The organism is Pseudomonas sp. PDM31 (assembly GCF_019218965.1).
GTDB lineage: Bacteria > Pseudomonadota > Gammaproteobacteria > Pseudomonadales > Pseudomonadaceae > Aquipseudomonas.
The window spans coordinates 13,731-34,958 of sequence record NZ_JAHUWS010000017.1 but is presented as its reverse complement, the minus strand read 5'-3'; the positions used below and the strand labels follow the sequence as shown (position 1 = coordinate 34,958).

Below are 21,228 nucleotides of genomic sequence, written 5' to 3'. Positions count from 1 at the left end.
TCGCTCCTACAGGAGAGGTTTGTCCCAAATAGAAACAGCCCGGCGTTGACCTATCGGAGGATGATGGGGACCGATAGACCAACGTCAGGCTGTGGGGGCGACCCGGGCTTCCTTGACCGGGTCATGTAGCGGGGTGAATCAGAACTTCGCTTCGGCATCCAGTTGCAAGGTATTGATGTCCGAATCTTTCTGGTTGCTGCTGGCGTTGATGTAGTCAGAGTTAGCCAGGAAGTACGTGGCGCCCAGGGTGAAGTTCTTGTCCAACTCGTAGCTCGCTTTCAGCTTGTGGCCGCGCGAGCCGGTGTAACCATAGGCAAAGTCGGAGTCGGTGAAGGCACCGACCACGGCGTTACGCTGTACATCGCGGTAGTTGTAGTCGAGTGCGAAGCCGTAGACCTTGGTCTTGACGCCGGCCAGCCAGGCAGTGTCCTGGTCGTTGCTGGCGTCGTTGTTGTTGACGATCTGACCGTATAGCGAGAGCGGCATTGGCAGGCCGCCGATGTCCAGCTGGCCAAAACCTTCGTACAGTTTGAACTGTTCGCCCGGGCTGTTGCCGTTGACGGCCAGTGCGCACGGCGAAGTTGCGGTGCCGCTGGTAGGGCAGGCGCTGCTGTCATCGTTATCGTAGGCGTAGAGACTGCCGCCCAGGGTCATTTTCAGGTCGTCGGTAAGCGCGAAACGCCCACCCAACTGGCCGGCGTACAGGCGCAAGTCGTGCTTGAACTGCACACCTTCACCGTCGACGTTGTCCTTGAGGGTGTAGTGACCGGCGCTGCCGAACAACTCGGTGCTGCCGCTCAGCGGGTACTTGTAGGTCACTGCCAGACCTTCCGGGTTGATGTCGCTATCCCAGATGATGTCGCCCATGCTCACCCATTGTTGTGGCATCTTGCCGCCCACCAGGTGCAGGTTCTTGATCGCGTCCGGGTGGTAGTCGATGTACCCCAGATCCAGCCAGATCGACTTCTTGTCGAAGTAGTTGTTCAAGTCCTGGTTGGTGGAGCGAGCATCGTCGCTGCTGCCGGTGGCGATACGGATACCGGTGTCGACTTGCGAGTTGATTTCAGTGAAGGCCCCCAGACGGGCGCGAATGCGCTGGCGATCCTGGTCTTTGTTGTTAGACACGCCGTCGTTGTGCACGTTTTCCTGGCGGAAGCGAACATCACCCTTGAACTGGGTCTTGGCCGCCCAGGCCAGCTTCTGGTCGAAGGTGCTCAGTTCATTGGTTTTCTTCGTGGTGGCCGCGATTTGCTCGTTGGTCTCTTGCTGAGCCTGGCGGGCAATTTGCTGGTCCTTCTGATCCCTGGCCAGCTCCGCTTGCAACTCGCTGTACTGCGCGTTGGTGATCGAACCGTTAGCCTTGAGCATGTCGAGCAGTTTGGCGTCGACTGCGGCGCTGGCCGGAATACTCATGGCCAGCAACAGGCTGCCACACACGGCCGCCGCAGTTTTCGTGAAAACAAGACGCATATCAATCTCCGAAGATGAGAAAGGATGACTGGGCCATCCAGGACACAACCGACCAACAAGGGACGGAAAACAGTGGCCGGGTATAACCCGGCGCTCTAAAAACAGGCGCCAGTATCGCGATCGATTATTACAGTGCGGTGGCAATGTGGTGGCAAGTCGATGACGATACAATGACGCTTGAACCCTTGAGCTAGAGCGCTGCAATGCCTTTGCACGTGTGCAATGGATGGCGATGAGCGATACTCGCGGGGCTCCAAGGCATGAAGAGAGGACGGTGATGCCGTTGCAATGCCTGCAAAGTCTTTCCGAAATCGCCCCGGCAACGTGGGACGCCCTGGTGCCGGAAAATCAGCCATTTCTGCGTCATGCCTTTCTGAGCGCATTGGAAGACAGCGGTAGTCTTGGCCCACATTCCGGCTGGCGGGCAGAGCATTTGCTGCACGTCGAAGGCGATCGCCTGATTGCCGCGCTACCCAGTTACCGCAAATGGCATTCCTACGGTGAGTACGTGTTCGATCACGCCTGGGCCGATGCCTGCGAGCGTGCCGGCATCGAGTACTACCCCAAGCTGCTGACCGCAGTCCCGTTCAGCCCGGTCAGCGGGCCGCGCTTGCTGGCCGCCACGCTCGAAGACGGTTTCGAATTATTGAACAGCTTGCCGGGTTATCTGGAGATCGAAGGACTCTCCAGCGCGCACATCAACTTTACCGACCCGTTTACCGACGCTGCATTGAGCGAACAACCGGGCTGGCTGCAGCGCGTTGGCTGCCAGTACCACTGGCAGAATCGCGGCTATCGGGACTTCCAGGATTTCCTCGATGCATTGAGTTCGCGCAAGCGCAAACAGATGCGCAAGGAGCGTGAGCAGGTGGCGGGGCAGGGCATCGAGTTCGAGTGGCTGGAGGGGCGGGAGCTGGACCAGGCGCAGTGGGACTTCGTCTATGCCTGCTACGCCAATACTTACGCGGTGCGTCGGCAAATGCCGTATCTGACGCGGGAGTTTTTCAGCCTGTTGGCCGAGCGCATGCCGCAGGCGATTCGTGTGGTGCTGGCCAGACAAGGCTCACACCCGGTGGCGATGGCGTTCAGTCTGGTGGGGGGCGACAGCTTCTTCGGACGCTATTGGGGCTGCCTGGCGGAATTTGATCGCCTGCACTTCGAGACCTGTTTCTACCAGGGCATGGACTACGCGATTGCCAACGGTTTCCAGCGTTTTGATGCCGGGGCTCAAGGTGAGCACAAACTGATTCGCGGGTTCGAGCCGGTCATTACCCATTCATGGCACTACCTGCGTCATCCGGGTTTGAAGGCTGCCGTGAAGGATTTTTTGCAGCAGGAGCGACTCGGGGTACTGGCCTACGCCGAGGAAGCGAAGACCGCCTTGCCTTACCGGCAAGGCTGATCTTCGCAGTACCCACGGTCAGCTGTCTTCCTTGCCCAGCCAGCGATAGAGCACGCCGCCGACTGCCGCGCCAATCAGGGGGGCGACCCAGAACATCCACAATTGCTGGATGGCCCAGCCGCCGACGATCAGCGCCGGGCCGGTACTGCGAGCAGGGTTGACCGAGGTGTTGGTGACCGGGATCGAGATCAGGTGGATCAGGGTCAATGCCAGGCCAATGGCAATCGGCGCAAGCCCCGCTGGCGCACGTTTATCGGTGGCGCCGAGGATGATCAGGATGAACATGGCGGTCATCACCAGCTCACAGACAAATCCCGCCACCATCGAGTAGCCGCCCGGTGAATGTTCGCCGTAGCCGTTCGACGCCAGCCCCGAGGCCAGTTCGAAACCGGGCTTGCCGCTGGCAATGAAATACAACAGGGCGGCTGCAACCACACCGCCAATCACTTGGGCGATGATATAGGCTGGCAGTTCGCTGGCCGGAAACCGTCCGCCGACCACCAGGCCCAGGGACACCGCCGGATTGAGGTGGCAACCGGAGATGTGGCCGATGGCAAAGGCCATGGTCAGCACCGTCAGGCCAAACGCGAATGAAACCCCCAGCAGACCGATGCCGACATCCGGGAAAGCGGCGGCCAGTACCGCACTGCCGCAACCACCCAACACCAGCCAGAAGGTACCTACCAACTCTGTAGCGGAACGTTTGAGCAAAGACATGAGCGAGTGTCCTTTCGAGATTTTGCTGCCTTGTGCATCCAGCAGATGGACTGCAGAACCATCTCCAGAACCTTGGGTGAGTACAGCACGATTTTTACAAAGTTCCAGTGGGCAGGAAAAACCGTCGATGCCCGTGGTTGATGGGCATGGTGGCTTGTTGTCAGGACAGGGAGTGGGAGCGGGCTTGCTCGCGAAGGCGGTGTGCCAGTCAATACAGATGTTGACGGACACACCGCCTTCGCGAGCAAGCCCGCTCCCACAGGGGACCCGTGTGAGCCCGGGATTTAGTCGATGCCGACAAACCCGCCCGTCTGGTGCTGCCACAAGCGCGCGTACAAGCCGCCATGGGCCAGCAGCTCGGCATGGCTGCCGGTCTCGGCGATCTTGCCGTTTTCCAGCACCACCAGCCGGTCCATCCGTGCAATGGTCGAGAGCCGGTGGGCGATGGCGATCACGGTCTTGCCCTGCATCAGGGTTTCAAGGCTCTCCTGGATTGCCGCTTCCACTTCCGAATCCAGCGCCGACGTGGCTTCATCCATGATCAGGATTGGCGCATCCTTGAGCAGCACCCGGGCAATGGCGATGCGCTGGCGCTGGCCCCCGGAGAGTTTCACTCCGCGCTCACCGACGTGGGCATCGAAACCGTGGCGACCTTCGGCGTCCGACAACGAAGGAATGAACCCGTCGGCGCGGGCCTTGTGCACTGCTTCCCAGAGTTCGGCGTCAGAGGCATCGGGCTTGCCGTACAGCAGGTTGTCGCGGATCGAACGGTGCAGCAGCGAGGTGTCCTGGGTGATCATGCCGATGCGTTCGCGCAGGCTTTCCTGGCTGACGTCGGCGATGTTCTGACCATCGATGAGGATGCGTCCGGCTTCCACGTCATACAGGCGCAGCAGCAGGTTGACCAAAGTCGATTTGCCCGCGCCGGACGGTCCGATCAGGCCGATTTTTTCGCCGGGCTTGATGGTCAGGTTGAGTCCGCCAATGATCCCGCTCTGCTTGCCGTAATGAAAATCCACATTCTCGAAGCGCACTTCGCCCCGGGCCACGGCCAGGGGTTTGGCCTGGTCGCGGTCGGTGACGCTCACCGGTTGCGAGATGCTCTGCAGGCCGTCCTGGACCATGCCGATGTTTTCGAAGATCCCCGTGACCACCCACATGATCCATCCGGACATGTTGACGATACGAATCACCAGGCCGGTGGCCAGGGCAATCGCGCCCACGGTGATCAGCGACTGCGTCCACAACCACAGGGCCAGGCCGGTGGTGCTGACGATCAGCATGCCGTTCATGCTGGTGATGACCACGTCCATACTGGTGACCACGCGGCCGGCCAGTTGGGCCTTTTCGGTTTGTTCCTTGATCGCTTCGCGGGCGTACTGTTGCTCGAAATTGGTGTGGGCGAACAGCTTCAGGGTGGTGATGTTGGTGTAGCCATCGACAATGCGCCCCATGAGTTTGGAGCGTGCGTCAGACGACACGACCGAGCGTTCCTTGACCCGTGGCACGAAGTAATACAGGGCACCGATGAACGCGACTATCCAGGTCAGCAGCGGGATCATCAGGCGCCAGTCGGCTTCGGCGAACAGCACAAGTGAACTGATGGCGTAGATCAGCACGTGCCACAAGGCGTCCACCGCCTGTACGGCGGAGTCGCGCAACGAGTTGCCGGTTTGCATGATGCGCTGGGCGATGCGGCCGGCGAAATCGTTCTGGAAAAAATTCAGGCTCTGTTTGAGCACATAACTGTGGTTCTGCCAGCGAATCATGCTGGTCATGCTGGGGCTGAGGGTCTGGTGCACCAACAGGTCATGCAGGCCGACGAACACCGGGCGCAGGACCAGCGCAACCACCGCCATCCAGGCCAGTTCGATGCCGTGTTCCTTGAAGAAGTCGACGTTCGGCGTGCCTTGGGCCAGGTCGATGATGCGGCTCAGGTAGCTGAACAGTGCCACCTCGATCAACGCACCCACCAGACCGACAAGCAAGAGGGCGGCAAAGCTCGGCCAGACCTGCTTGAGGTAGTAGGTGTAGAAAGGAAAAACCCGGTCCGGCGGAGTCGCCGTCGGCGCGTCACGGAAGATATCGATCAGTTTTTCAAAGCGGCGATAAAGCATCGGTTTTTCGCCCGCGTACGGGCTCTCCTTTTAACGGTTTGAGCGTTGCCGGCAGTGCCGGCAACGGCTCGGACATCCTTGTCCAGCCTGGTTTCAGTCGATTCTCTTGGCGGACTTGATGAACACCGGGTCAGCCGGGACATCTTTCATGCCGGCACGCACGGTGGTTGGTGAATTGACGATGATGTCCACCACGTCCATACCTTTGACCACCTTGCCGAATACGGCATAGCCGTCACCCTGGTCGAGGAAGTCGTTGTCCTTGACGTTGATGAAGAACTGGCTGGTGGCCGAATCCGGTACCGAGGTGCGGGCCATGGACAAGGTGCCACGAACGTTGACCAGGCCGTTGTTGTGCTCGTTCTTGATCGGTGCCTTGGTTTCCTTTTGCTGCATTGCCTGGGTGAAGCCACCACCCTGGACCATGAAGCCCGGGATCACCCGGTGGAAAACCGTGTTGTTGTAGAAGCCGCTGTCGACGTACTCGAGAAAGTTCTTGGTACTGATCGGTGCCTTGACCGGGTCCAGTTCGATTTCGATCTGGCCGTTGGTGGTTTCCAGCAGAACGTGCGGCGCCTTTGCCGGTGTTGCGGCCATCAGGTTGGCGGCAAACAGAACGGAGCCAGCGGCGAGGGCAATTTTTTTCAACATGGGTCAATGATCCTGAGTGGTGGTGTCGACTGCGGTGAGAAACTCTAGCAGTGTCTGGTTGAATTCTTCCGGCTGGTCCAGTGGCGTTGCGTGTCGCGAATCGGCGATCACCGCCAGCCGCGCATCGGGCAGCAGTTTTACATAGTTTTCCTTCAGCGCCACCGGGGTGTAGTCATGGTCGGCAGTGACGATCAGGGTTGGACAGGTAACTTTGGAAAGTCGTTCCTGGACGCCCCAGCCAACGATGGCGTCGAAGCTGGCGAGATAGGCATGCCGGTCGTTTTTTGCCCAGCGTTCGGCCATCTTCTGGCGTAGCGCGGCTTGCTCGGGTTTCGGGAATAATTTGCCGCCCAGAGCCTTGCCGATGGTGCCCAGGCTGAGTACGCGCATCAGGCTCCAGCGCTTGAACCACTGCCAGTAATCGTCGCGGCTGCGCAGTTTGACCTCGGGCGCGCTGTTGACGATGCACAGGCTCTTGAGCAATTGCGGCTGCTCCACTCCCAGTTGAAAGCCGATCATGCCACCCATGGACAAGCCCACGTAATGGGCCGGGGCGAGATGGAGGTGCTCCATAAGCGCGACCAGATCGGCACTGAAACCGGCGATGCTGTAGCGCTCGCGGGGTTTGTCGGAGCGACCGTGGCCGCGAATATCCGGGACGATCACCCGGTAGCGGGTCGACAGAGCGGGGATCTGCTTTTCCCAGTCCAGTGTGCTGGAACCGAGCCCATGGACCAACAGCAGCGGCGTGCCGTGGCCGTATTCTTCATAGTGCAGGTTGCAACCTTCGTGTTCGAAATAGGCCATGCATACACTCCGTGTCAGGCTTGTTCAGGGGCGGCGAACGGTGCGTCCAGCGGCGCGGTGTCGAAGGTCCGCAGCAGTTCGATGAGAATCTGCGTGGCCGGGCCGAGGGGTTTTTCCTTGTTTGAATACAGGTAAAAGTTCGGGTTGCGACTGCCGCCCTGATCCAACGGTAGCAGCTTGAGTGTACCTTCCCTCAGTTCCCGCTCGATCATGTGCCTGGGCAACCAGGCGAAACCCAGGCCGCTGCTGACAAAGGTCGCGGCGGTGGCGAGGCTGCCGACCGTCCAGCGTTGTTCGGCACCGAGCCAGCCGACGTCCCGTGGCTGCTGGCGGCCGGAGTCACGAATCACCACCTGCATGTGGCTTTCCAGGTCCTGGAAGTTCAGCCCGCGGTTCAGGCGATGCAGCGAGTGTTCAGGATGGGCCACGGCGACGAACTCGACATCGCTCAACTCCGCGCCCAAGTAGCCGGGAATACTGAAACCGGTGATGGCCAGGTCCGCTACGCCTTCGAGCAGCACTTCCTCCACACCCGACAACACCTCTTCGCGCAGGCGCACGCGGCAGCCACGGCTTTGCGGCATGAACGCGGTCAGGGCGCGCACGAGGCGGGCGCTCGGATAGGCGGCATCGACCACCAGGCGCACCTCGGCTTCCCAGCCCTGCTCCATATGATGGGCAAGGTCTTCGAGCTGGCTGGCTTGCTTGACCAGTTGCCGGGATCTTCGCAGCAGCACGCCACCGGCCTCGGTCAGCACTGCCTTGCGTCCATCGATGCGCAATAGCGGCACCCCGAGCTGGTCCTGCATGCGCGCCACGGTGTAGCTGACCGATGATTGCGAGCGGTGCAGCGCTTCGGCGGCCTGGGCGAAACCGCCATGGTCGACCACCGCCTGAAGCGTTCGCCATTGATCAAGGGTCACGCGGGGCGCTTTCATGTTGAGCTCCTCTTGTCCTAAGCTAGCAGCCCCTATTGGAGCCTGCTGAATGAAAAAATTCTGTTGTGTGGTGCTGGCGATGCTGCCGCTGACTGCGTTTGCTTACCCGATCGATGTGCAGAAAGACCTCAACGGCATGAAGATCGACTACGTCACCTACGACACGGACAACGACATGGGCTCCATTCAAGTGGCCAACTACGGCGAAGTCGATGCAAGCTGCAAGGCGGTGTTCATCAATGGCCCGGAAGCGCCGCGCACCCGCAAGATCGACGTGCCAGCAGGCAAGCACAAAAACGCCACCGCCAAGTTCACCCGCAATATCATCAAGCTGCGTATCAACCTGACCTGCACCCCCAAGTGACCCCCCCCTGCAGGAGCGAGCAGGCTCGCGATGGTCGTCAACGAAAACGCGGGAAGTCTGGTTCCCCGCGGTGTTCTTGAGTCCATCGCGAGCACGCTCGCTCCTACAGTCGACCGCATTCCCCTGTAGGAGCGAGCAGGCTCGCTCCTACAGTCGACCGAATTCCCCTGTAGGAGCGAGCAGGCTCGCGATGGTCGTCAACGAAAACGCGGGAAGTCTGGCCCTCCACGGTGTTCTTGAGTCCATCGCGAGCACGCTCGCTCCTACAGTCGACCGCATTCCCCTGTAGGAGCGAGCAGGCTCGCGATGGTCGTCATCGAAAACGCGGGAAGTCTGGCCCTCCACGGTGTTCTTGAGTCCATCGCGAGCACGCTCGCTCCTACAGTCGACCGCATTCCCCTGTAGGAGCGAGCAGGCTCGCGATGGTCGTCAACGAAAACGCGGGAAGTCTGGCCCTCCACGGTGTTCTTGAGTCCATCGCGAGCACGCTCGCTCCTACAGTCGACCGCATTCCCCTGCAGGAGCGAGCAGGCTCGCGATGGTCGTCAACGAAAACGCGGGAAGTCTGGTTCCCCGCGGTGTTCTTGAGTCCATCGCGAGCATGCTCGCGATGGTCGTCAACGAAAACGCGGGAAGTCTGGTCCCCCACGGTGTTCTTGAGTCCATCGCGAGCAGGCTCGCGATGGTCGTCAACGAAAACGCGGGAAGTCTGGCCCCCACGGTGTTCTTGAGTCCATCGCGAGCAGGCTCGCTCCTACAGCAACGAGCGAAGCGCATGTAGCTTGCCTAGGTTATAAACGAATTTGTTGATAGGTTGTAGCAGTTATTTGCGCTTTTTCATCGATATGACTCCGTTTAACCTTCACTCCATCGACTGACAACATTCCCAGATGGAGCCTACAAGCCATGTCCCGCGTTCTGATCATCGAAAGCAGTGCCCGTCAGCAAGATTCGGTTTCCCGCCAACTGACCCAGACGTTCATCAGCCAGTGGCAAGCGGCTCATCCGAATGACCAGATCAGCGTCCGTGACCTGGCCGCCAATCCGGTGCCGCACCTGGATATCAACCTGTTGGGCGGCTGGATGAAACCTGCCGAACAGCGCAGCGATATCGAGCAGATCTCCCTGGAACGCTCCAACCAGTTGACTGACGAATTGCTGGCCGCCGACGTGCTGGTCATGGCGGCTCCCATGTACAACTTCGCGATCCCCAGCACCCTGAAAGCCTGGCTCGACCATGTGCTGCGTGCCGGTGTGACCTTCAAGTACACCGAAACCGGCCCGCAAGGCCTGCTCAGCGGCAAACGTGCCTACGTATTGACGGCCCGCGGTGGTATCTACGCCGGCAGCGCGGCGGATCACCAGGAACCTTACCTGTGTCAGGTCATGGGTTTCATAGGTATCCATGACGTGACGTTCATTCACGCCGAAGGCATGAACCTGGGCGGCGACTTCCAGGAAAAAGGCCTGAATCAGGCAAACGCCAGGCTGGCCCAGGTGGCCTGAGCCGTTAATCGCCAGATAATCGACTGATGTTTTAGTGACCTGGCGCAACCCTTCAAGCCTGTACGCGCATCGAACCTCCCTTTGCACTTGTTGCTCCCAAGTGCCCTGGCCCGATTGAACGCTTTAGCGAGATCGGGCTTTTTTTTGCCCGGGATTTGGTTGTTGCACGCATACCTCTGTAGGAGCTGACTTGCCAGCGATGAAGGCATTACCGGCAACATCAAGGTCGCCTGGCGCCGCTATTGCCAGCAAGCCGGCTCCTACAGTGATTTGTGCGTCTCGCGATCACCCGCAAAACCCGCTATCTTCGCCGCCATTCAAAACGAGGCGAACATGGGCTATCTACTTTTTGTCACGCTGATCCAGGCGTTTTCCTTCAGTTTGATCGGCGAGTACCTGGCCGGTCATGTCGACAGTTACTTCGCCGTGCTGGTGCGCGTGCTGCTGGCAGGGCTGGTGTTCATTCCACTGACGCGCTGGCGCTCGGTGGAACCGGCATTCATGCGTGGCATGTTGTTGATCGGGGCGTTGCAGTTCGGTGTGACCTACGTCTGTCTGTACCTGAGCTTTCGCGTACTCACGGTGCCGGAAGTGTTGCTGTTCACCATCCTCACGCCGCTGCACGTGACCCTGATCGAAGACGCGCTCAATCGTCGCTTCAACCCATGGGCATTGATCGCGGCACTGGTGGCCGTGGCGGGGGCGGCGGTGATTCGTTTTGATCGCATCAGCCCGGACTTCCTCTACGGATTTTTGCTGCTGCAACTGGCTAACTTCACCTATGCCGCCGGGCAGGTGATGTACAAGCACCTGGTGGCGCGTCATCCCAGCGACCTGCCGCATTACCGGCGCTTTGGCTACTTCTATCTGGGGGCGCTGGCGGTGGTTTTGCCGGCATTCCTGCTGTTCGGTAAAAGCAATTTCCTGCCCGAAGCACCGCTGCAATGGGGCGTGCTGCTCTTCCTCGGGCTGGTTTCGACCGCGCTGGGTCTGTATTGGTGGAACAAGGGCGCGTGCATGGTCAATGGCGGCACCCTGGCGGTAATGAACAACCTGCATGTGCCGGTCGGGTTGCTGATCAACCTGCTGATCTGGAACCAGCATGAGGAGTTGGGGCGGTTGTTTCTCGGCGGCTCGGTGATTCTGCTGGCAGTATGGATCAGCCGGTTGGGCATACGCCGGCCCGAAATCGCACGCTGAACCCCTGTAGGAGCGAGCGTGCTCGCGATGGACTAAAGGACGCCGCGTTTATCCAGAAAAACGCGTTATCGTTTACGTCCATCGCGAGCGTGCTCGCTCCTACAGGGGGGGGTGGTTACATGACGTGTTTCTCGGGCTCGGCGATGTGGCTCGCGCCGAGCACTGCCGGCAGCAGTCCGGCTCGTAGATCGGTCCCGCTCGGCTGCTGATAAAGGCTCAAGCCAAACTCCGGCAACACCGCCAGCAGATAATCGAAAATATCCCCCTGAATGCGCTCGTAATCGGCCCACGCCGTGGTGCGGGTGAAGCAGTAGATCTCCAGCGGAATGCCCTGGGCCGTGGTCTGCATCTGGCGCACCATGCAGGTCATGTTCGGCTGGATGTCCGGATGACTCTTCAGGTAAGCCAGCGCGTAGGCGCGGAAGGTGCCGATATTGGTCATGCGCCGGCGGTTGGCCGACATCGCCGCCACGTTGCCCTGTGCTTCGTTCCACGCCTTGAGTTCGGCCTGTTTGCGGCTGATGTAGTCGGTCAGCAGATGCACCTGGGACAGCCTCATCTCCTCATCGTCTCGAATGAAACGCACGCCGCTGGCATCGATGAACAGGCTGCGCTTGATCCTGCGCCCACCGGACTGTTGCATGCCGCGCCAGTTCTTGAATGACTCGGACATCAGGCGCCAGGTGGGGATCGATACGATGGTTTTGTCGAAATTCTGCACCTTGACCGTGTGCAGGGTGATGTCCACCACATCACCGTCAGCGCCGACTTGCGGCATCTCGATCCAGTCGCCGACCCGCAGCATGTCATTGCTGGTCAACTGCACGCTGGCGACGAACGACAGCAGTGTGTCCTTGTAGACCAAAAGAATCACCGCCGACATGGCACCCAGGCCCGACAGCAACAGCAGCGGTGAACGGTCTATCAGGGTGGCGACAATGATGATCGCGCCGAATACGAACAACACCAGTTTCGTCAGCTGCACATAGCCTTTGATCGAACGGGTGCGGGCGTGTTCGGTGCGCGCATAGATGTCCAGCAGCGCATTGAGCAAGGCGCTGGCAGCCAACAGCAGGAACAGAATGGTGAACGCCAGCGCCACGTTGCCGAGGAACAACGTCGCGGTTTTGTTCAATTCCGGCACCAGGTACAGGCCGAACTGGATCACCAGCGACGGTATGATCTGCGCCAGTCTCTGGAACACCTTGTTGTGGCGCAGGTCATTGACCCAGTGCAGCGCCGGCTGCCGGCCGAGTATTTTGCTGGCGTGCAGGATCAAGTAGCGCGCCACTCGTCCGAGAGCCAATGCGATGACCAGCAACACCATTAGCCCCAGGGCGGCATGCAGGAGCGGGTGCTGGTCGAGGGTGCCCCAAAGGTCTTGGGCGTTGAGCCAGAGCTGTTTCATATCCATTGGCTAAATCGATTCTTCTGTAAGGCGCGACGGGCAATTAGAGCATTTAAGACGCTTTGTATTACGTTCGTTAACAAATCAGGCAACAAAAAAGTCACTGTTTGCTGCCTTTTGCATAAAGAAACTCGGCCTACGCGCTCGAAACCGGTACCCTATGCAGCTGTTTTTTTGCATTTCTTCGAGGTAGCACCCGTGTTTTCCCAATTCGCCCTGCACGAACGCCTGCTCAAAGCCGTGGCCGAGCTTAAATTTGTCGAGCCAACGCCAGTGCAAGCAGCGGCCATTCCGCTGGCGCTCCAAGGGCGTGACCTGCGGGTGACAGCGCAAACCGGTAGCGGCAAAACCGCTGCATTCGTTTTGCCTATCCTCAATCGCTTGATCGGCCCGGCGAAAATCCGCGTCAGCATCAAGACCCTGATCCTGCTGCCGACCCGTGAGCTGGCCCAGCAAACCTTGAAAGAAGTAGAACGCTTCTCGCAGTTCACCTTCATCAAGTCCGGCCTGATCACCGGCGGTGAAGACTTCAAGGTCCAGGCCGCCATGCTGCGCAAGGTGCCGGACATCCTGATCGGTACGCCGGGGCGGATGATCGAGCAACTGAACGCCGGTAACCTCGACCTCAAGGAAGTCGAAGTGCTGGTGCTCGACGAAGCCGACCGCATGCTCGACATGGGCTTTGCCGAAGACGTACAGCGTCTGGTCGACGAGTGCACCAATCGTCAGCAGACCATGCTGTTCTCCGCCACCACAGGCGGTTCGGGCCTGCGTGAAATGGTTGCCAAGGTCTTGAACAACCCTGAGCACTTGCAGCTAAACGCGGTCAGCCAGCTGAACGAAACCACCCGTCAGCAGATCATCACCGCTGACCACAACCAGCACAAAGAACAGATCGTGAACTGGCTGCTGGCCAACGAGACCTATCAGAAGGCCATCGTGTTCACCAACACCCGGGCCATGGCCGACCGTATCTACGGCCGCCTGGTTGCCCAGGAATACAAGGCATTCGTGCTGCACGGCGACAAGGACCAGAAGGATCGCAAGCTGGCGATCGACCGTCTGAAGCAGGGCGGCGTGAAAATTCTCGTGGCCACCGACGTTGCCGCTCGCGGCCTGGACGTGGACGGCCTGGACCTGGTGATCAACTTCGACATGCCGCGCAGCGGCGACGAATATGTTCACCGCATCGGTCGTACCGGCCGTGCCGGCAACGATGGCCTGGCGATCTCGTTGATCTGCCACGGCGACTGGAACCTGATGTCGAGCATCGAGCGCTACCTCAAGCAGAGCTTCGAGCGCCGCACCATCAAGGAAGTCAAAGGCACCTACGGCGGACCGAAAAAGGTCAAGGCTTCGGGCAAGGCCGTTGGCGTGAAGAAGAAAAAGACCGACGCCAAGGGCGACAAGAAGAAAACTGCCGCCAAGACTCCGACCAAGCGCAAGAGCGCCAACCGGCCAAAAAGCGATTCGCTGGTGAGCAGCGACGGCATGGCGCCGCTCAAGCGCCGCAAGCCGGAAGCACCGGCCGCCGAGTAATTCGGTTTCAAGCGGCAATAAAAAACCCGGACAGCGTCCGGGTTTTTTTACGTCAAAAAATCGCACTGGCCCGTAGCAGTTGCCGAAGGCTGCGTTCTTTGCTGTCAGCTGTCAGCTTTTTTTTCAGCCGACCCCAGCTCCTTCAAGCGCTGATCAATCAACTGGCACTTGTCCGGCAAGTCCTTGGCGGCAGTGCCCAGATCCATCTTCTGCAGTTCGTCGTTGATCTCCTTGGCCTTGGCCGGGTTCTGTTCAGTGAGCCTGGTCACTTCCTGTGCCAGTTGTTCGCGTTTGGCGGTGGCCTCTTCGGGCGTGCAGGCCCAGGCGGGCAGGGCGCAGGTCAGGGCGACGCCGAGGGTAAGTTTGAGCAGTGTTTTCATCGGGGCAGGCCTCAGTTCCGGTTAAGGCGGGTTAACCGGTTGAGCGCTGCCCTTGGGCAAAAGTTCACTAACTGGCGATGACCGCGACTCGGATGCTGCGGGTTACCCACCATGGCAACAGCTGGACTTGGCCTGTTCCTCATAACAATCGTGATGCCGCACCCATTCCATGATTTCTTCTTCATTACGGCCCTTGGGCATCAGGTCGAGGTAGTTGTAGGCACCCACGAGCATGTCCAGGCCTCGGGCATAGGTGGAATAGGTGTGGAAAATTTCCCCGGTTTCGTTGCGATAAAACACACTGAGGCCGGGGAGTTCTTCTTCTGAACCGTCGGTTTTTTCGTAGTTGTAGGTGGCCTTGCCGTTTGCGACATCTTCGGCCCGGGCCGTGACGCCAAAGTCGTAGTTGAAGTCGCAGCCCTCTGACGACACCCAGTCGAACTTCCAGCCCATGCGACGCCTGAACGCCTGGAATTCGGCAAACGGAGCGTGGGAAACGGCCACCACTGCCACGTCATGGTGGGCCAGATGCTGGTTGGCACCGTCAATGTGGTCCGATAGGAATGAACAGCCGGGGCAACCTTCGTCCCAGCCTTGGGCAAACATGAAGTGGTAGATGGCAAGCTGGCTGCGACCGCCGAACAGGTCCGCGAGACTCAATTGACCCTCTGCGCCCTGGAAATGGTAATCCTTGTCGATTTTCACCCAGGGCAGGGCGCGGCGTTCGGCACTGAGCCTGTCCCGTTCTTTGGTAAAGGCTTTTTCATGGGCCAGGTGTTCCTTGCGGGCCGCTAGCCATTCTTCCCGAGACACGACGGGATGATTCTGAATACTCATGGTGGTTTTCTCCTGCGAGGGGCTGGGAGTCGGCTTACACAGGCTAGTCGTTTGGCTGGTGTGGGATTCGACATACCGCCGGTCGATCATCCCTGCACGCCAGGCTGAACGGCTGTCGAGTGCACAGGTCACAACCTTTAAGGCCCCTCTCAATCACACGGGCACCGGAGGTTGAATCAGGATGACGACTTATAACTGGGATTTAATCGAGCGCTTGCTGCATGAAGCGCAGAACAGCGCCGGCCACAGCTTCACCCCCCGGCCTTATGCCGAGCAGCACGCAGCGCAGAAAGCTGCGGAAGGTGAGCCGATCGAGAATCTTGACCACCTGAAAACAGTGGCCAGTGATTATGAAAGGTTACTGCTGCTGCGAGGCTACATTGCTTCACGGCCCGAGGATGAAGGCGGCAACGGCGAGAACTTCGTGTTGACGCCCAGGGGGTCGTGCCTGTTGAGCCTGCTCGACAGCAGTATTCCGGGCAATGATCATCCGCGGCAGGTACTGGACGAGCAGGAAGATGCCCTGGATGAGGCGACGTTCGATGAGGTGGCATCCAAGGCGCAGATTGCCTGAGCCGTTCATGATCACGCCCCTGTAGGAGCGGGCATGCTCGCGAAAAACCATCTGACGCACGGGGCTACCAGACAAAACGCCTCATCGTTGACGTTTTTCGCGAGCATGCTCGCGACTACAGGGAGCGGGCGGCATGGCATCAACCTTGTTTCGCCGCCTTCAGGCATTTTAGATCGCTGAAGTCCTTCCTTACGCCCTCGATCTTCGTCAGCAAGCGCTGGCGTTGCATCGGTGTGCTTTGAGCCATCAGGTCGACGATCAGCGAGCGAGCCTGGGCCTCGGTATTGGCGAAGGCCTGACGGTATTCGGGCGTCCACAAACTCTCGCGATTGACCAGCAGTGTCTCGATGCGCTGCGGGAACTGCGGGCTTTGGCGTTGCGCAACAGCGGCACTGAACTGCTTCTGCCAATGCGCGCGGTTGGCAATCCACTGAGTGTTCTGGTCGCCCAAGGCCGTGGACCACGCAACCACTCGCTGTTGCTGAGCAGGGCTGAGCGGCCCGAGCCAGTCATTGAGACGCTTGCTCATGCGCTCACCACGTTCCTTGATCTGCTGATCGAGGGGCGGCTTGAGGTATTCCTCCTGACGTTTGCGCTGGTCCTTGGCGAAGGCGTCGTTCATCTCGGCCACTTGCTTGTCATCCAGCCCCTGCAACAACTCGATGACCGATGGGGTGATTGCCCGGGCGGTTTCAGCGATTGCCTGTTCAGCTTCCCGGGTACGTTCCTGCAGGGCGGTATCGGTGATCTGGTTGCTTTCGATCATTTCCTGCAAGCGGTCCAGCCAATCAAGATAACCGGGCAATTGTGTGGTGCAGTGCCAGGTCAGGTGTTCCTTCAGCCGTTCGTTCAGCCAGTTTTTCTGCTCGCCGTTCATGTTCAGATAGTCGCTGAGCGTCCAGGGAATTATCACGTCGAGGTTGCGGTAGGCCACGCCCACGCGGCTACATGCGCCAAGGGCGAGGGCAAAGGTGAGCGCAAAGGCTACGGGTTTAAGCCAGCGTGACATAGGCGAATCCTTGCGAAAGTCTGCCTTCGGGATTTGATGGTCGTTTGATCCCAGGATGAGCCCGGCAGTTCAGCCGATCAATAAAACGCGCGCTCGGCCTTGAGGGTAACCAGCCCGTCGCATTGGCTGTTATGCCCGACGTAAGCCGAACAATCGTTGCCGCGCAGGCTGGAATCGCTGTAGATCAAATCCACATCGATGCCCATGAACGGTCGGGACAGTTTCAGCGACCAATCGGTGAAGCTGCCGACATACCCGCCATCCACTGCGACCGGTGCGTTGAACTGGTGGCTGGTGTATTTCATGCTGACGCCGATGCCGAACGGTTGATTACCCGCCAGGTCCGCGAACAGGGTGCTGTTCTGTCTGTCCGGGTCGTTGCTGAAGGCAACGCCGAAACGGCTGCCAAGCAAGGTCAGGCCACCGAAAAGCTCATGGCTGTCGAGGGTATCCACTTCGGGGTAACTGTAGCGGATCATCCCCACTTCGTAGCCCAGCGTTCGGTCGAAGGGTTGTTTGAAGCCCAGGTAGGAGTCGATTTCGAGATTTTTTCCCGGGCTGATGCCCATGCTCGGCGACCATTGGCCAAAATAGAAACCGCTGCCGTGACTCAGGTCCAGACCGCCGTGGAACGAGCCGACCGCCGAGGGTTTGACCAGGCCCTGGGCCATGCTGCGTGTGGGGCTGGTGCCGAGCTTGAGGTCGAAGTCACCCAGTTCGCGCTGGAAAATCTGCGCGTGCACCACCGAACATGCCAGCAGGCTGGCGAGGCATACCGATATGCAGGAAAATTTGAACATGCATCACTCCATGAGCAGCGAAGGCAGCCGTGTCGGGCTGAAACGCTTGATCCAGACGCGTGCAAGGATAACGGCGAATGATCGGCATCGGGGGCCGTTCGTCGATTTTTATCTGATTGCTGGAATGACGGAGGGGATTGCGAGGGTTCCAGTCCAAGCGCTTCGAAGCTCAAAGCGCTTTGGGACCAGGTGTGGCGGGGGTATTACTTTTTGCCCAGGGTGATCTGCTTGGACGGGCCGAACGTCTGGCCGCTGACGCCTTTGGCAATTTGCTGGATTTCACCGCCGGACTTCAAGAATGCAGCGATCTGGCTGTTGATCGATTCGCTGGTTTCGACGGCTGGAGCTGGCTTTGCTTTGCTGGTGGATGCTTTTACGCGCATGGCGGCCATTAACCTGTAGAAAATTAACTTGGCCAGGCATAGTACAGGAAATACCTGCCGATTGCTTGGCAAATATCCCCTCGAAATGTGCAGGGAAAGGATCGGGTCAATGGCCGGAAAATACTCGAAATATGTGCCTAAGCTGCTGTTTTAAATAAGAACATCACTGGCTGAGTTAATGCTTGTTACTGGCCCGGGTCGGGCGCAAATAGCCGGATTGATCTGACGAGCGGCCGGGCGTGGAGCCTGCGGACCCCGCAAATCCATGGTTCCAGGCGGATAATTGCGCGCAGGCGTGCCGGGCCCCCAACGTGACGCATAAAACCGGGTAGAATGTCACCCACGCAATGAGGGTATTGGACATGGCTTTAGTCGGGCGTTACAACAGTTTACAAATAGTTAAACACACTAACTTCGGTTTATATCTGGATGGCGGCGCGGATGGCGAGATCCTTTTGCCGAATCGTTATATTCCAAAAGATATTCCCACTGAAGATGAAGACTGGCTCAACGTTTTTATTTATCTGGATAGCGATGACAAACTCATCGCAACTACTGAAAAACCGAAAGTTCAAGTCGGTGAATTCGCCAGTTTGAAAGTTGTTGAAGTCAACAGCATCGGTGTATTCCTCGATTGGGGGCTGCCAAAAGATCTGTTGCTGCCCTACTCCGAAGAAAAGCGCCAGATGACGGCCGGCGAATACGTGGTGGTGCACGTCTACCTCGACAAGCACACCCGTCGTATCACCGCGACCGCACGCCTGGACCGCTATCTGGACAAGACCCCGGCCAACTACACCCCGGGCCAGGAAGTGGACCTGCTGGTTGCCGAAGCCACCGACATGGGCTTCAAGGCGATCATCAATAACAAGCATTGGGGCCTGATTCACAAGAACGAAATCTTCAAGTTCATGCGCGCCGGTAAAGAAGAGAAGGGCTTCATCAAGGAAGTTCGTGCCGATGGCAAGATCAGCCTGAGTCTGCAGCCGGTCGGTCAGGAAGCGGCCACCAGCCTGAATTCGAAGATCCTCGCCAAATTACGCGACAACAACGGCACGCTGGCAGTCAGCGACAAGAGCGATCCGGCCTTGATCAGCAGCCTGTTCGGCGTCAGCAAAGGCAACTTCAAGAAAGCTATCGGCGCGTTGTACAAGAATGGCCAGATTGTCATTCATGCCGATCGCATTGAACTGAGCTGAGCCCTGCGTAAGCTCGTGCATCGATCAGGTTGGCCGCACGTTATCGCCAATGGCCGGACTTGATTGCAGCACGGTGACGTCGGCGCACTTGGCGCGTCCAGGTATGTCAACGTCATCAACAAGCGGCTTTTTCTGGCCATTTGATCAATAATCGATAGCATCAACTTTGCCCCGGCCTCGAGTCGGGGCTTTGCTTTTTAATCTGTGAGCCACTGCCATGTCTTATGCCATTGAGGTGTTCCGGTGAGTGCCAGCCGGCGTACCGCCGACGGTTTCGCCCTGCAAGTGATGATCGGCTTGTGTCTGATCTGGGGCATTCAGCAAGTCATGATCAAATGGGCAGCGCCGGATATTGCGCCGGTCATGCAGGCGGTCGGGCGTTCGGGCATGTCAGCGTTGCTGGTCGGGCTGCTGATCTGCTGGAAGGGGGGCTGGGATCAGGTCGGCAACACCTGGCGTGGCGGACTGTTGGCTGGCGCGTTGTTTGGCCTGGAGTTTTTTTTCATATCCGAAGGCCTGCAACTGACCACGGCGGCGCACATGTCGGTGTTCCTTTATACCGCGCCGATCTTTACCGCTTTAGGCGTGCACTGGCTGTTGCCCAGTGAGCGTTTGAGGGCGCTGCAGTGGTTGGGCATTGTCCTGGCCTTTATCGGGATCGCCATCGCCTTTGCGGGCGGCCTGTCCTGGGACAACCTTGATCGACGCATGTTGCTGGGCGACGCCTTGGGCGTCCTGGCGGGCGCGGCGTGGGGCGCGACCACGGTGGTGGTGCGTGCCTCGCGGCTCTCGGAAGCGCCGGTGACGCTGACCCTGTTCTATCAACTGATCATCGGCTTCGTCGGTCTGCTGCTGATTGCCCTGCTCAGCGGCCAGATCACTCACGTCAGCCTGACCTCCACGGGGGTGACCAGCGTGCTGTTCCAGGGCGTGGTGGTGTCGTTCTTCAGTTACCTGGTGTGGTTCTGGCTGTTGCGTCGTTACCTGGCGGCCAATCTGGCGGTTTTCTCGTTCATGACGCCGTTGTTTGGCGTCACGTTCGGTGTCGTGCTACTGGGCGAAGAGTTGAGCATCAACTTCATCATCGGTGCGGTGCTGGTGTTGTTGGGCATTACCTTTGTCAGCGCTGAACAGTGGCTGCGTCGTCGTTTGCGCAAAGCCCTCGGGCAGCACTGACAGGGGTGAAGAGGGGGCCACCACTATCACAGCAGGCGATTTTTCCCTCCACGATGGCTCAGGAACGGGCAATTGCCTGAACCCAGGCTGATTGTGATGGATTCAGTAACAGATCGTTGCCACTTTGGGCGAGCATTGCGCAGGACTTCGGACTATTATCAGTGCGAAGGGGCTACTGAATTTTGGCCGCTCGGCACTACCCTGAAGGGGGCACCATGAAAGAGAAAATCCAAAACTGGCTGCATGACCTGGGTGTCGCACTCGGTTTGATCGAACCGCCTCTGCAACCTGTGCCTATCCGCACCGACGACGAGCAACGCCGACGCCAGCAGCGTCGCCGGTAACGTCAGTCCGAAAAGCTTGATCGAAGGCTCGCTGTGGCGAGGGGGCTTCTGTGGCTAAGGGGCTTCTGAGGTGGGGGGGCTTCTGTGGCGAGGGGGCTTGCCCCCGTTCGGCTGCGAAGCAGTCGTATGTACTCCATAAATCGCCTGATGCGTCTGCCAGACATCACCGAATTAAAGCATTTTGGGGCTGCTGCGCAGCCCAACGGGGGCAAGCCCCCTCGCCACAGACCTGGTCAGATCTTCAGAGCCACTCAGAGCTCCAAATCTTCAGACCCACTCAGAGCTTCAGTGCCACTCAGACCTCAAGTCTTCAGAGCCACTCAGAGCTACCCAATCCCCCAATCCCCCAATCCCCCAGTCCCCACAAAAGCAATTCACCTCCATATTCCCGGCAGCCAATACCAGCA

General features: G+C 58.9%; 21 protein-coding genes. 9 read left to right on the top strand and 12 right to left on the bottom strand.

Going from position 1 to position 21,228, the window contains the following annotated elements; genetic code table 11:
- Positions 1-138: 138 nt before the first annotated feature.
- Positions 139-1,470, bottom strand: a complete 1,332-nt coding sequence (locus KW839_RS25650) for a putative porin (protein WP_218425831.1) — start codon at positions 1,468-1,470, stop codon at positions 139-141.
- Positions 1,471-1,747: 277 nt separating this feature from the next.
- On the opposite strand from KW839_RS25650, the gene KW839_RS25645 reads away from it, so the two are divergent.
- Positions 1,748-2,872 (top strand): GNAT family N-acetyltransferase, encoded by a 1,125-nt coding sequence (locus KW839_RS25645; RefSeq protein WP_218425830.1) that lies wholly within the window; start codon positions 1,748-1,750, stop codon positions 2,870-2,872.
- A gap of 18 nt (positions 2,873-2,890) precedes the next feature.
- On the opposite strand, the gene aqpZ is transcribed toward KW839_RS25645, so the two are convergent.
- From aqpZ to KW839_RS25620, 5 genes are all read right to left on the bottom strand, one after another.
- A complete protein-coding gene (gene aqpZ / locus KW839_RS25640; protein ID WP_218425829.1) occupies positions 2,891-3,589 on the bottom strand; it encodes an aquaporin Z in 699 nt (232 codons plus the stop codon).
- A gap of 284 nt (positions 3,590-3,873) precedes the next feature.
- Positions 3,874-5,706 carry an ABC transporter ATP-binding protein gene (locus KW839_RS25635; RefSeq protein WP_060541306.1) on the bottom strand — a complete coding sequence of 611 codons (1,833 nt, stop codon included), beginning with the start codon at positions 5,704-5,706 and terminating at the stop codon, positions 3,874-3,876.
- A 93-nt stretch (positions 5,707-5,799) separates the two neighbouring features.
- On the bottom strand, positions 5,800-6,357 hold the full coding sequence (locus KW839_RS25630; RefSeq protein ID WP_060541307.1) for a peptidylprolyl isomerase: 558 nt from the start codon (positions 6,355-6,357) through the stop codon (positions 5,800-5,802).
- 3 nt (positions 6,358-6,360) lie between these two features.
- Positions 6,361-7,164, bottom strand: a complete 804-nt coding sequence (locus KW839_RS25625) for an alpha/beta fold hydrolase (protein ID WP_218425828.1) — start codon at positions 7,162-7,164, stop codon at positions 6,361-6,363.
- Between the two features lie 14 nt (positions 7,165-7,178).
- On the bottom strand, positions 7,179-8,102 hold the full coding sequence (locus KW839_RS25620; RefSeq protein ID WP_060541309.1) for a LysR family transcriptional regulator: 924 nt from the start codon (positions 8,100-8,102) through the stop codon (positions 7,179-7,181).
- A gap of 49 nt (positions 8,103-8,151) precedes the next feature.
- On the opposite strand from KW839_RS25620, the gene KW839_RS25615 reads away from it, so the two are divergent.
- From KW839_RS25615 to KW839_RS25605, 3 genes are all read left to right on the top strand, one after another.
- On the top strand, positions 8,152-8,466 hold the full coding sequence (locus KW839_RS25615; protein WP_218425827.1) for a 3-phosphoglycerate kinase: 315 nt from the start codon (positions 8,152-8,154) through the stop codon (positions 8,464-8,466).
- A gap of 906 nt (positions 8,467-9,372) precedes the next feature.
- Positions 9,373-9,972, top strand: coding sequence for an FMN-dependent NADH-azoreductase (locus KW839_RS25610; protein ID WP_218425826.1), 600 nt, complete (start codon positions 9,373-9,375; stop codon positions 9,970-9,972).
- 333 nt (positions 9,973-10,305) lie between these two features.
- Positions 10,306-11,172 carry a carboxylate/amino acid/amine transporter gene (locus KW839_RS25605; RefSeq protein ID WP_060541313.1) on the top strand — a complete coding sequence of 289 codons (867 nt, stop codon included), beginning with the start codon at positions 10,306-10,308 and terminating at the stop codon, positions 11,170-11,172.
- Between the two features lie 115 nt (positions 11,173-11,287).
- Here the strand turns inward: KW839_RS25605 and KW839_RS25600 are convergent, their stop codons facing one another.
- Positions 11,288-12,586, bottom strand: a complete 1,299-nt coding sequence (locus KW839_RS25600; RefSeq protein WP_218425825.1) for a mechanosensitive ion channel family protein — start codon at positions 12,584-12,586, stop codon at positions 11,288-11,290.
- Between the two features lie 192 nt (positions 12,587-12,778).
- On the opposite strand from KW839_RS25600, the gene KW839_RS25595 reads away from it, so the two are divergent.
- Positions 12,779-14,119, top strand: a complete 1,341-nt coding sequence (locus tag KW839_RS25595; RefSeq protein WP_060541315.1) for a DEAD/DEAH box helicase — start codon at positions 12,779-12,781, stop codon at positions 14,117-14,119.
- A gap of 104 nt (positions 14,120-14,223) precedes the next feature.
- Here the strand turns inward: KW839_RS25595 and KW839_RS25590 are convergent, their stop codons facing one another.
- Both KW839_RS25590 and KW839_RS25585 read right to left on the bottom strand, forming a co-directional pair.
- Entirely contained in the window at positions 14,224-14,499 is a 276-nt protein-coding gene (locus KW839_RS25590; protein ID WP_218425824.1) for a hypothetical protein, read from the bottom strand.
- A 102-nt stretch (positions 14,500-14,601) separates the two neighbouring features.
- Positions 14,602-15,336 (bottom strand): thioredoxin family protein, encoded by a 735-nt coding sequence (locus KW839_RS25585; RefSeq protein WP_060541317.1) that lies wholly within the window; start codon positions 15,334-15,336, stop codon positions 14,602-14,604.
- Between the two features lie 181 nt (positions 15,337-15,517).
- Here KW839_RS25585 and KW839_RS25580 point away from each other — a divergent pair, with 181 nt between their 5' ends.
- Positions 15,518-15,910 (top strand): hypothetical protein, encoded by a 393-nt coding sequence (locus tag KW839_RS25580; RefSeq protein ID WP_060541318.1) that lies wholly within the window; start codon positions 15,518-15,520, stop codon positions 15,908-15,910.
- 139 nt (positions 15,911-16,049) lie between these two features.
- On the opposite strand, the gene KW839_RS25575 is transcribed toward KW839_RS25580, so the two are convergent.
- From KW839_RS25575 to KW839_RS25565, 3 genes are all read right to left on the bottom strand, one after another.
- Positions 16,050-16,919 carry a DUF6279 family lipoprotein gene (locus tag KW839_RS25575; RefSeq protein WP_218425823.1) on the bottom strand — a complete coding sequence of 290 codons (870 nt, stop codon included), beginning with the start codon at positions 16,917-16,919 and terminating at the stop codon, positions 16,050-16,052.
- Positions 16,920-16,996: 77 nt separating this feature from the next.
- Positions 16,997-17,719 carry a TorF family putative porin gene (locus KW839_RS25570; protein WP_060541320.1) on the bottom strand — a complete coding sequence of 241 codons (723 nt, stop codon included), beginning with the start codon at positions 17,717-17,719 and terminating at the stop codon, positions 16,997-16,999.
- A 203-nt stretch (positions 17,720-17,922) separates the two neighbouring features.
- Entirely contained in the window at positions 17,923-18,111 is a 189-nt protein-coding gene (locus tag KW839_RS25565; RefSeq protein ID WP_015096330.1) for a hypothetical protein, read from the bottom strand.
- A 353-nt stretch (positions 18,112-18,464) separates the two neighbouring features.
- Between KW839_RS25565 and KW839_RS25560 the strand changes: the two genes are divergently transcribed.
- The 3 genes from KW839_RS25560 to KW839_RS27805 all read left to right on the top strand — a co-directional run bounded on the left by KW839_RS25560 (position 18,465) and on the right by KW839_RS27805 (position 20,821).
- Positions 18,465-19,301: a S1 RNA-binding domain-containing protein gene (locus KW839_RS25560; protein WP_060541321.1), complete on the top strand. Its 837-nt coding sequence runs from the start codon at positions 18,465-18,467 to the stop codon at positions 19,299-19,301.
- Between the two features lie 243 nt (positions 19,302-19,544).
- A complete protein-coding gene (locus KW839_RS25555) occupies positions 19,545-20,477 on the top strand; it encodes a DMT family transporter (RefSeq protein ID WP_218425822.1) in 933 nt (310 codons plus the stop codon).
- Between the two features lie 215 nt (positions 20,478-20,692).
- A complete protein-coding gene (locus KW839_RS27805; protein ID WP_007914492.1) occupies positions 20,693-20,821 on the top strand; it encodes a PA1414 family protein in 129 nt (42 codons plus the stop codon).
- Positions 20,822-21,228 lie beyond the last annotated feature (407 nt).

Coding starts and splice junctions, on each gene's coding strand:
- KW839_RS25650 (WP_218425831.1), bottom strand. CDS start 1,470: ATGCGTCTTGTTTTCACGAAAACTGCGGCGGCCGTGTGTGGCAGCCTG.
- KW839_RS25645 (WP_218425830.1), top strand. CDS start 1,748: ATGCCGTTGCAATGCCTGCAAAGTCTTTCCGAAATCGCCCCGGCAACG.
- aqpZ (WP_218425829.1), bottom strand. CDS start 3,589: ATGTCTTTGCTCAAACGTTCCGCTACAGAGTTGGTAGGTACCTTCTGG.
- KW839_RS25635 (WP_060541306.1), bottom strand. CDS start 5,706: ATGCTTTATCGCCGCTTTGAAAAACTGATCGATATCTTCCGTGACGCG.
- KW839_RS25630 (WP_060541307.1), bottom strand. CDS start 6,357: ATGTTGAAAAAAATTGCCCTCGCCGCTGGCTCCGTTCTGTTTGCCGCC.
- KW839_RS25625 (WP_218425828.1), bottom strand. CDS start 7,164: ATGGCCTATTTCGAACACGAAGGTTGCAACCTGCACTATGAAGAATAC.
- KW839_RS25620 (WP_060541309.1), bottom strand. CDS start 8,102: ATGAAAGCGCCCCGCGTGACCCTTGATCAATGGCGAACGCTTCAGGCG.
- KW839_RS25615 (WP_218425827.1), top strand. CDS start 8,152: ATGAAAAAATTCTGTTGTGTGGTGCTGGCGATGCTGCCGCTGACTGCG.
- KW839_RS25610 (WP_218425826.1), top strand. CDS start 9,373: ATGTCCCGCGTTCTGATCATCGAAAGCAGTGCCCGTCAGCAAGATTCG.
- KW839_RS25605 (WP_060541313.1), top strand. CDS start 10,306: ATGGGCTATCTACTTTTTGTCACGCTGATCCAGGCGTTTTCCTTCAGT.
- KW839_RS25600 (WP_218425825.1), bottom strand. CDS start 12,586: ATGGATATGAAACAGCTCTGGCTCAACGCCCAAGACCTTTGGGGCACC.
- KW839_RS25590 (WP_218425824.1), bottom strand. CDS start 14,499: ATGAAAACACTGCTCAAACTTACCCTCGGCGTCGCCCTGACCTGCGCC.
- KW839_RS25585 (WP_060541317.1), bottom strand. CDS start 15,336: ATGAGTATTCAGAATCATCCCGTCGTGTCTCGGGAAGAATGGCTAGCG.
- KW839_RS25580 (WP_060541318.1), top strand. CDS start 15,518: ATGACGACTTATAACTGGGATTTAATCGAGCGCTTGCTGCATGAAGCG.
- KW839_RS25575 (WP_218425823.1), bottom strand. CDS start 16,919: ATGTCACGCTGGCTTAAACCCGTAGCCTTTGCGCTCACCTTTGCCCTC.
- KW839_RS25570 (WP_060541320.1), bottom strand. CDS start 17,719: ATGTTCAAATTTTCCTGCATATCGGTATGCCTCGCCAGCCTGCTGGCA.
- KW839_RS25565 (WP_015096330.1), bottom strand. CDS start 18,111: ATGGCCGCCATGCGCGTAAAAGCATCCACCAGCAAAGCAAAGCCAGCT.
- KW839_RS25560 (WP_060541321.1), top strand. CDS start 18,465: ATGGCTTTAGTCGGGCGTTACAACAGTTTACAAATAGTTAAACACACT.
- KW839_RS27805 (WP_007914492.1), top strand. CDS start 20,693: ATGAAAGAGAAAATCCAAAACTGGCTGCATGACCTGGGTGTCGCACTC.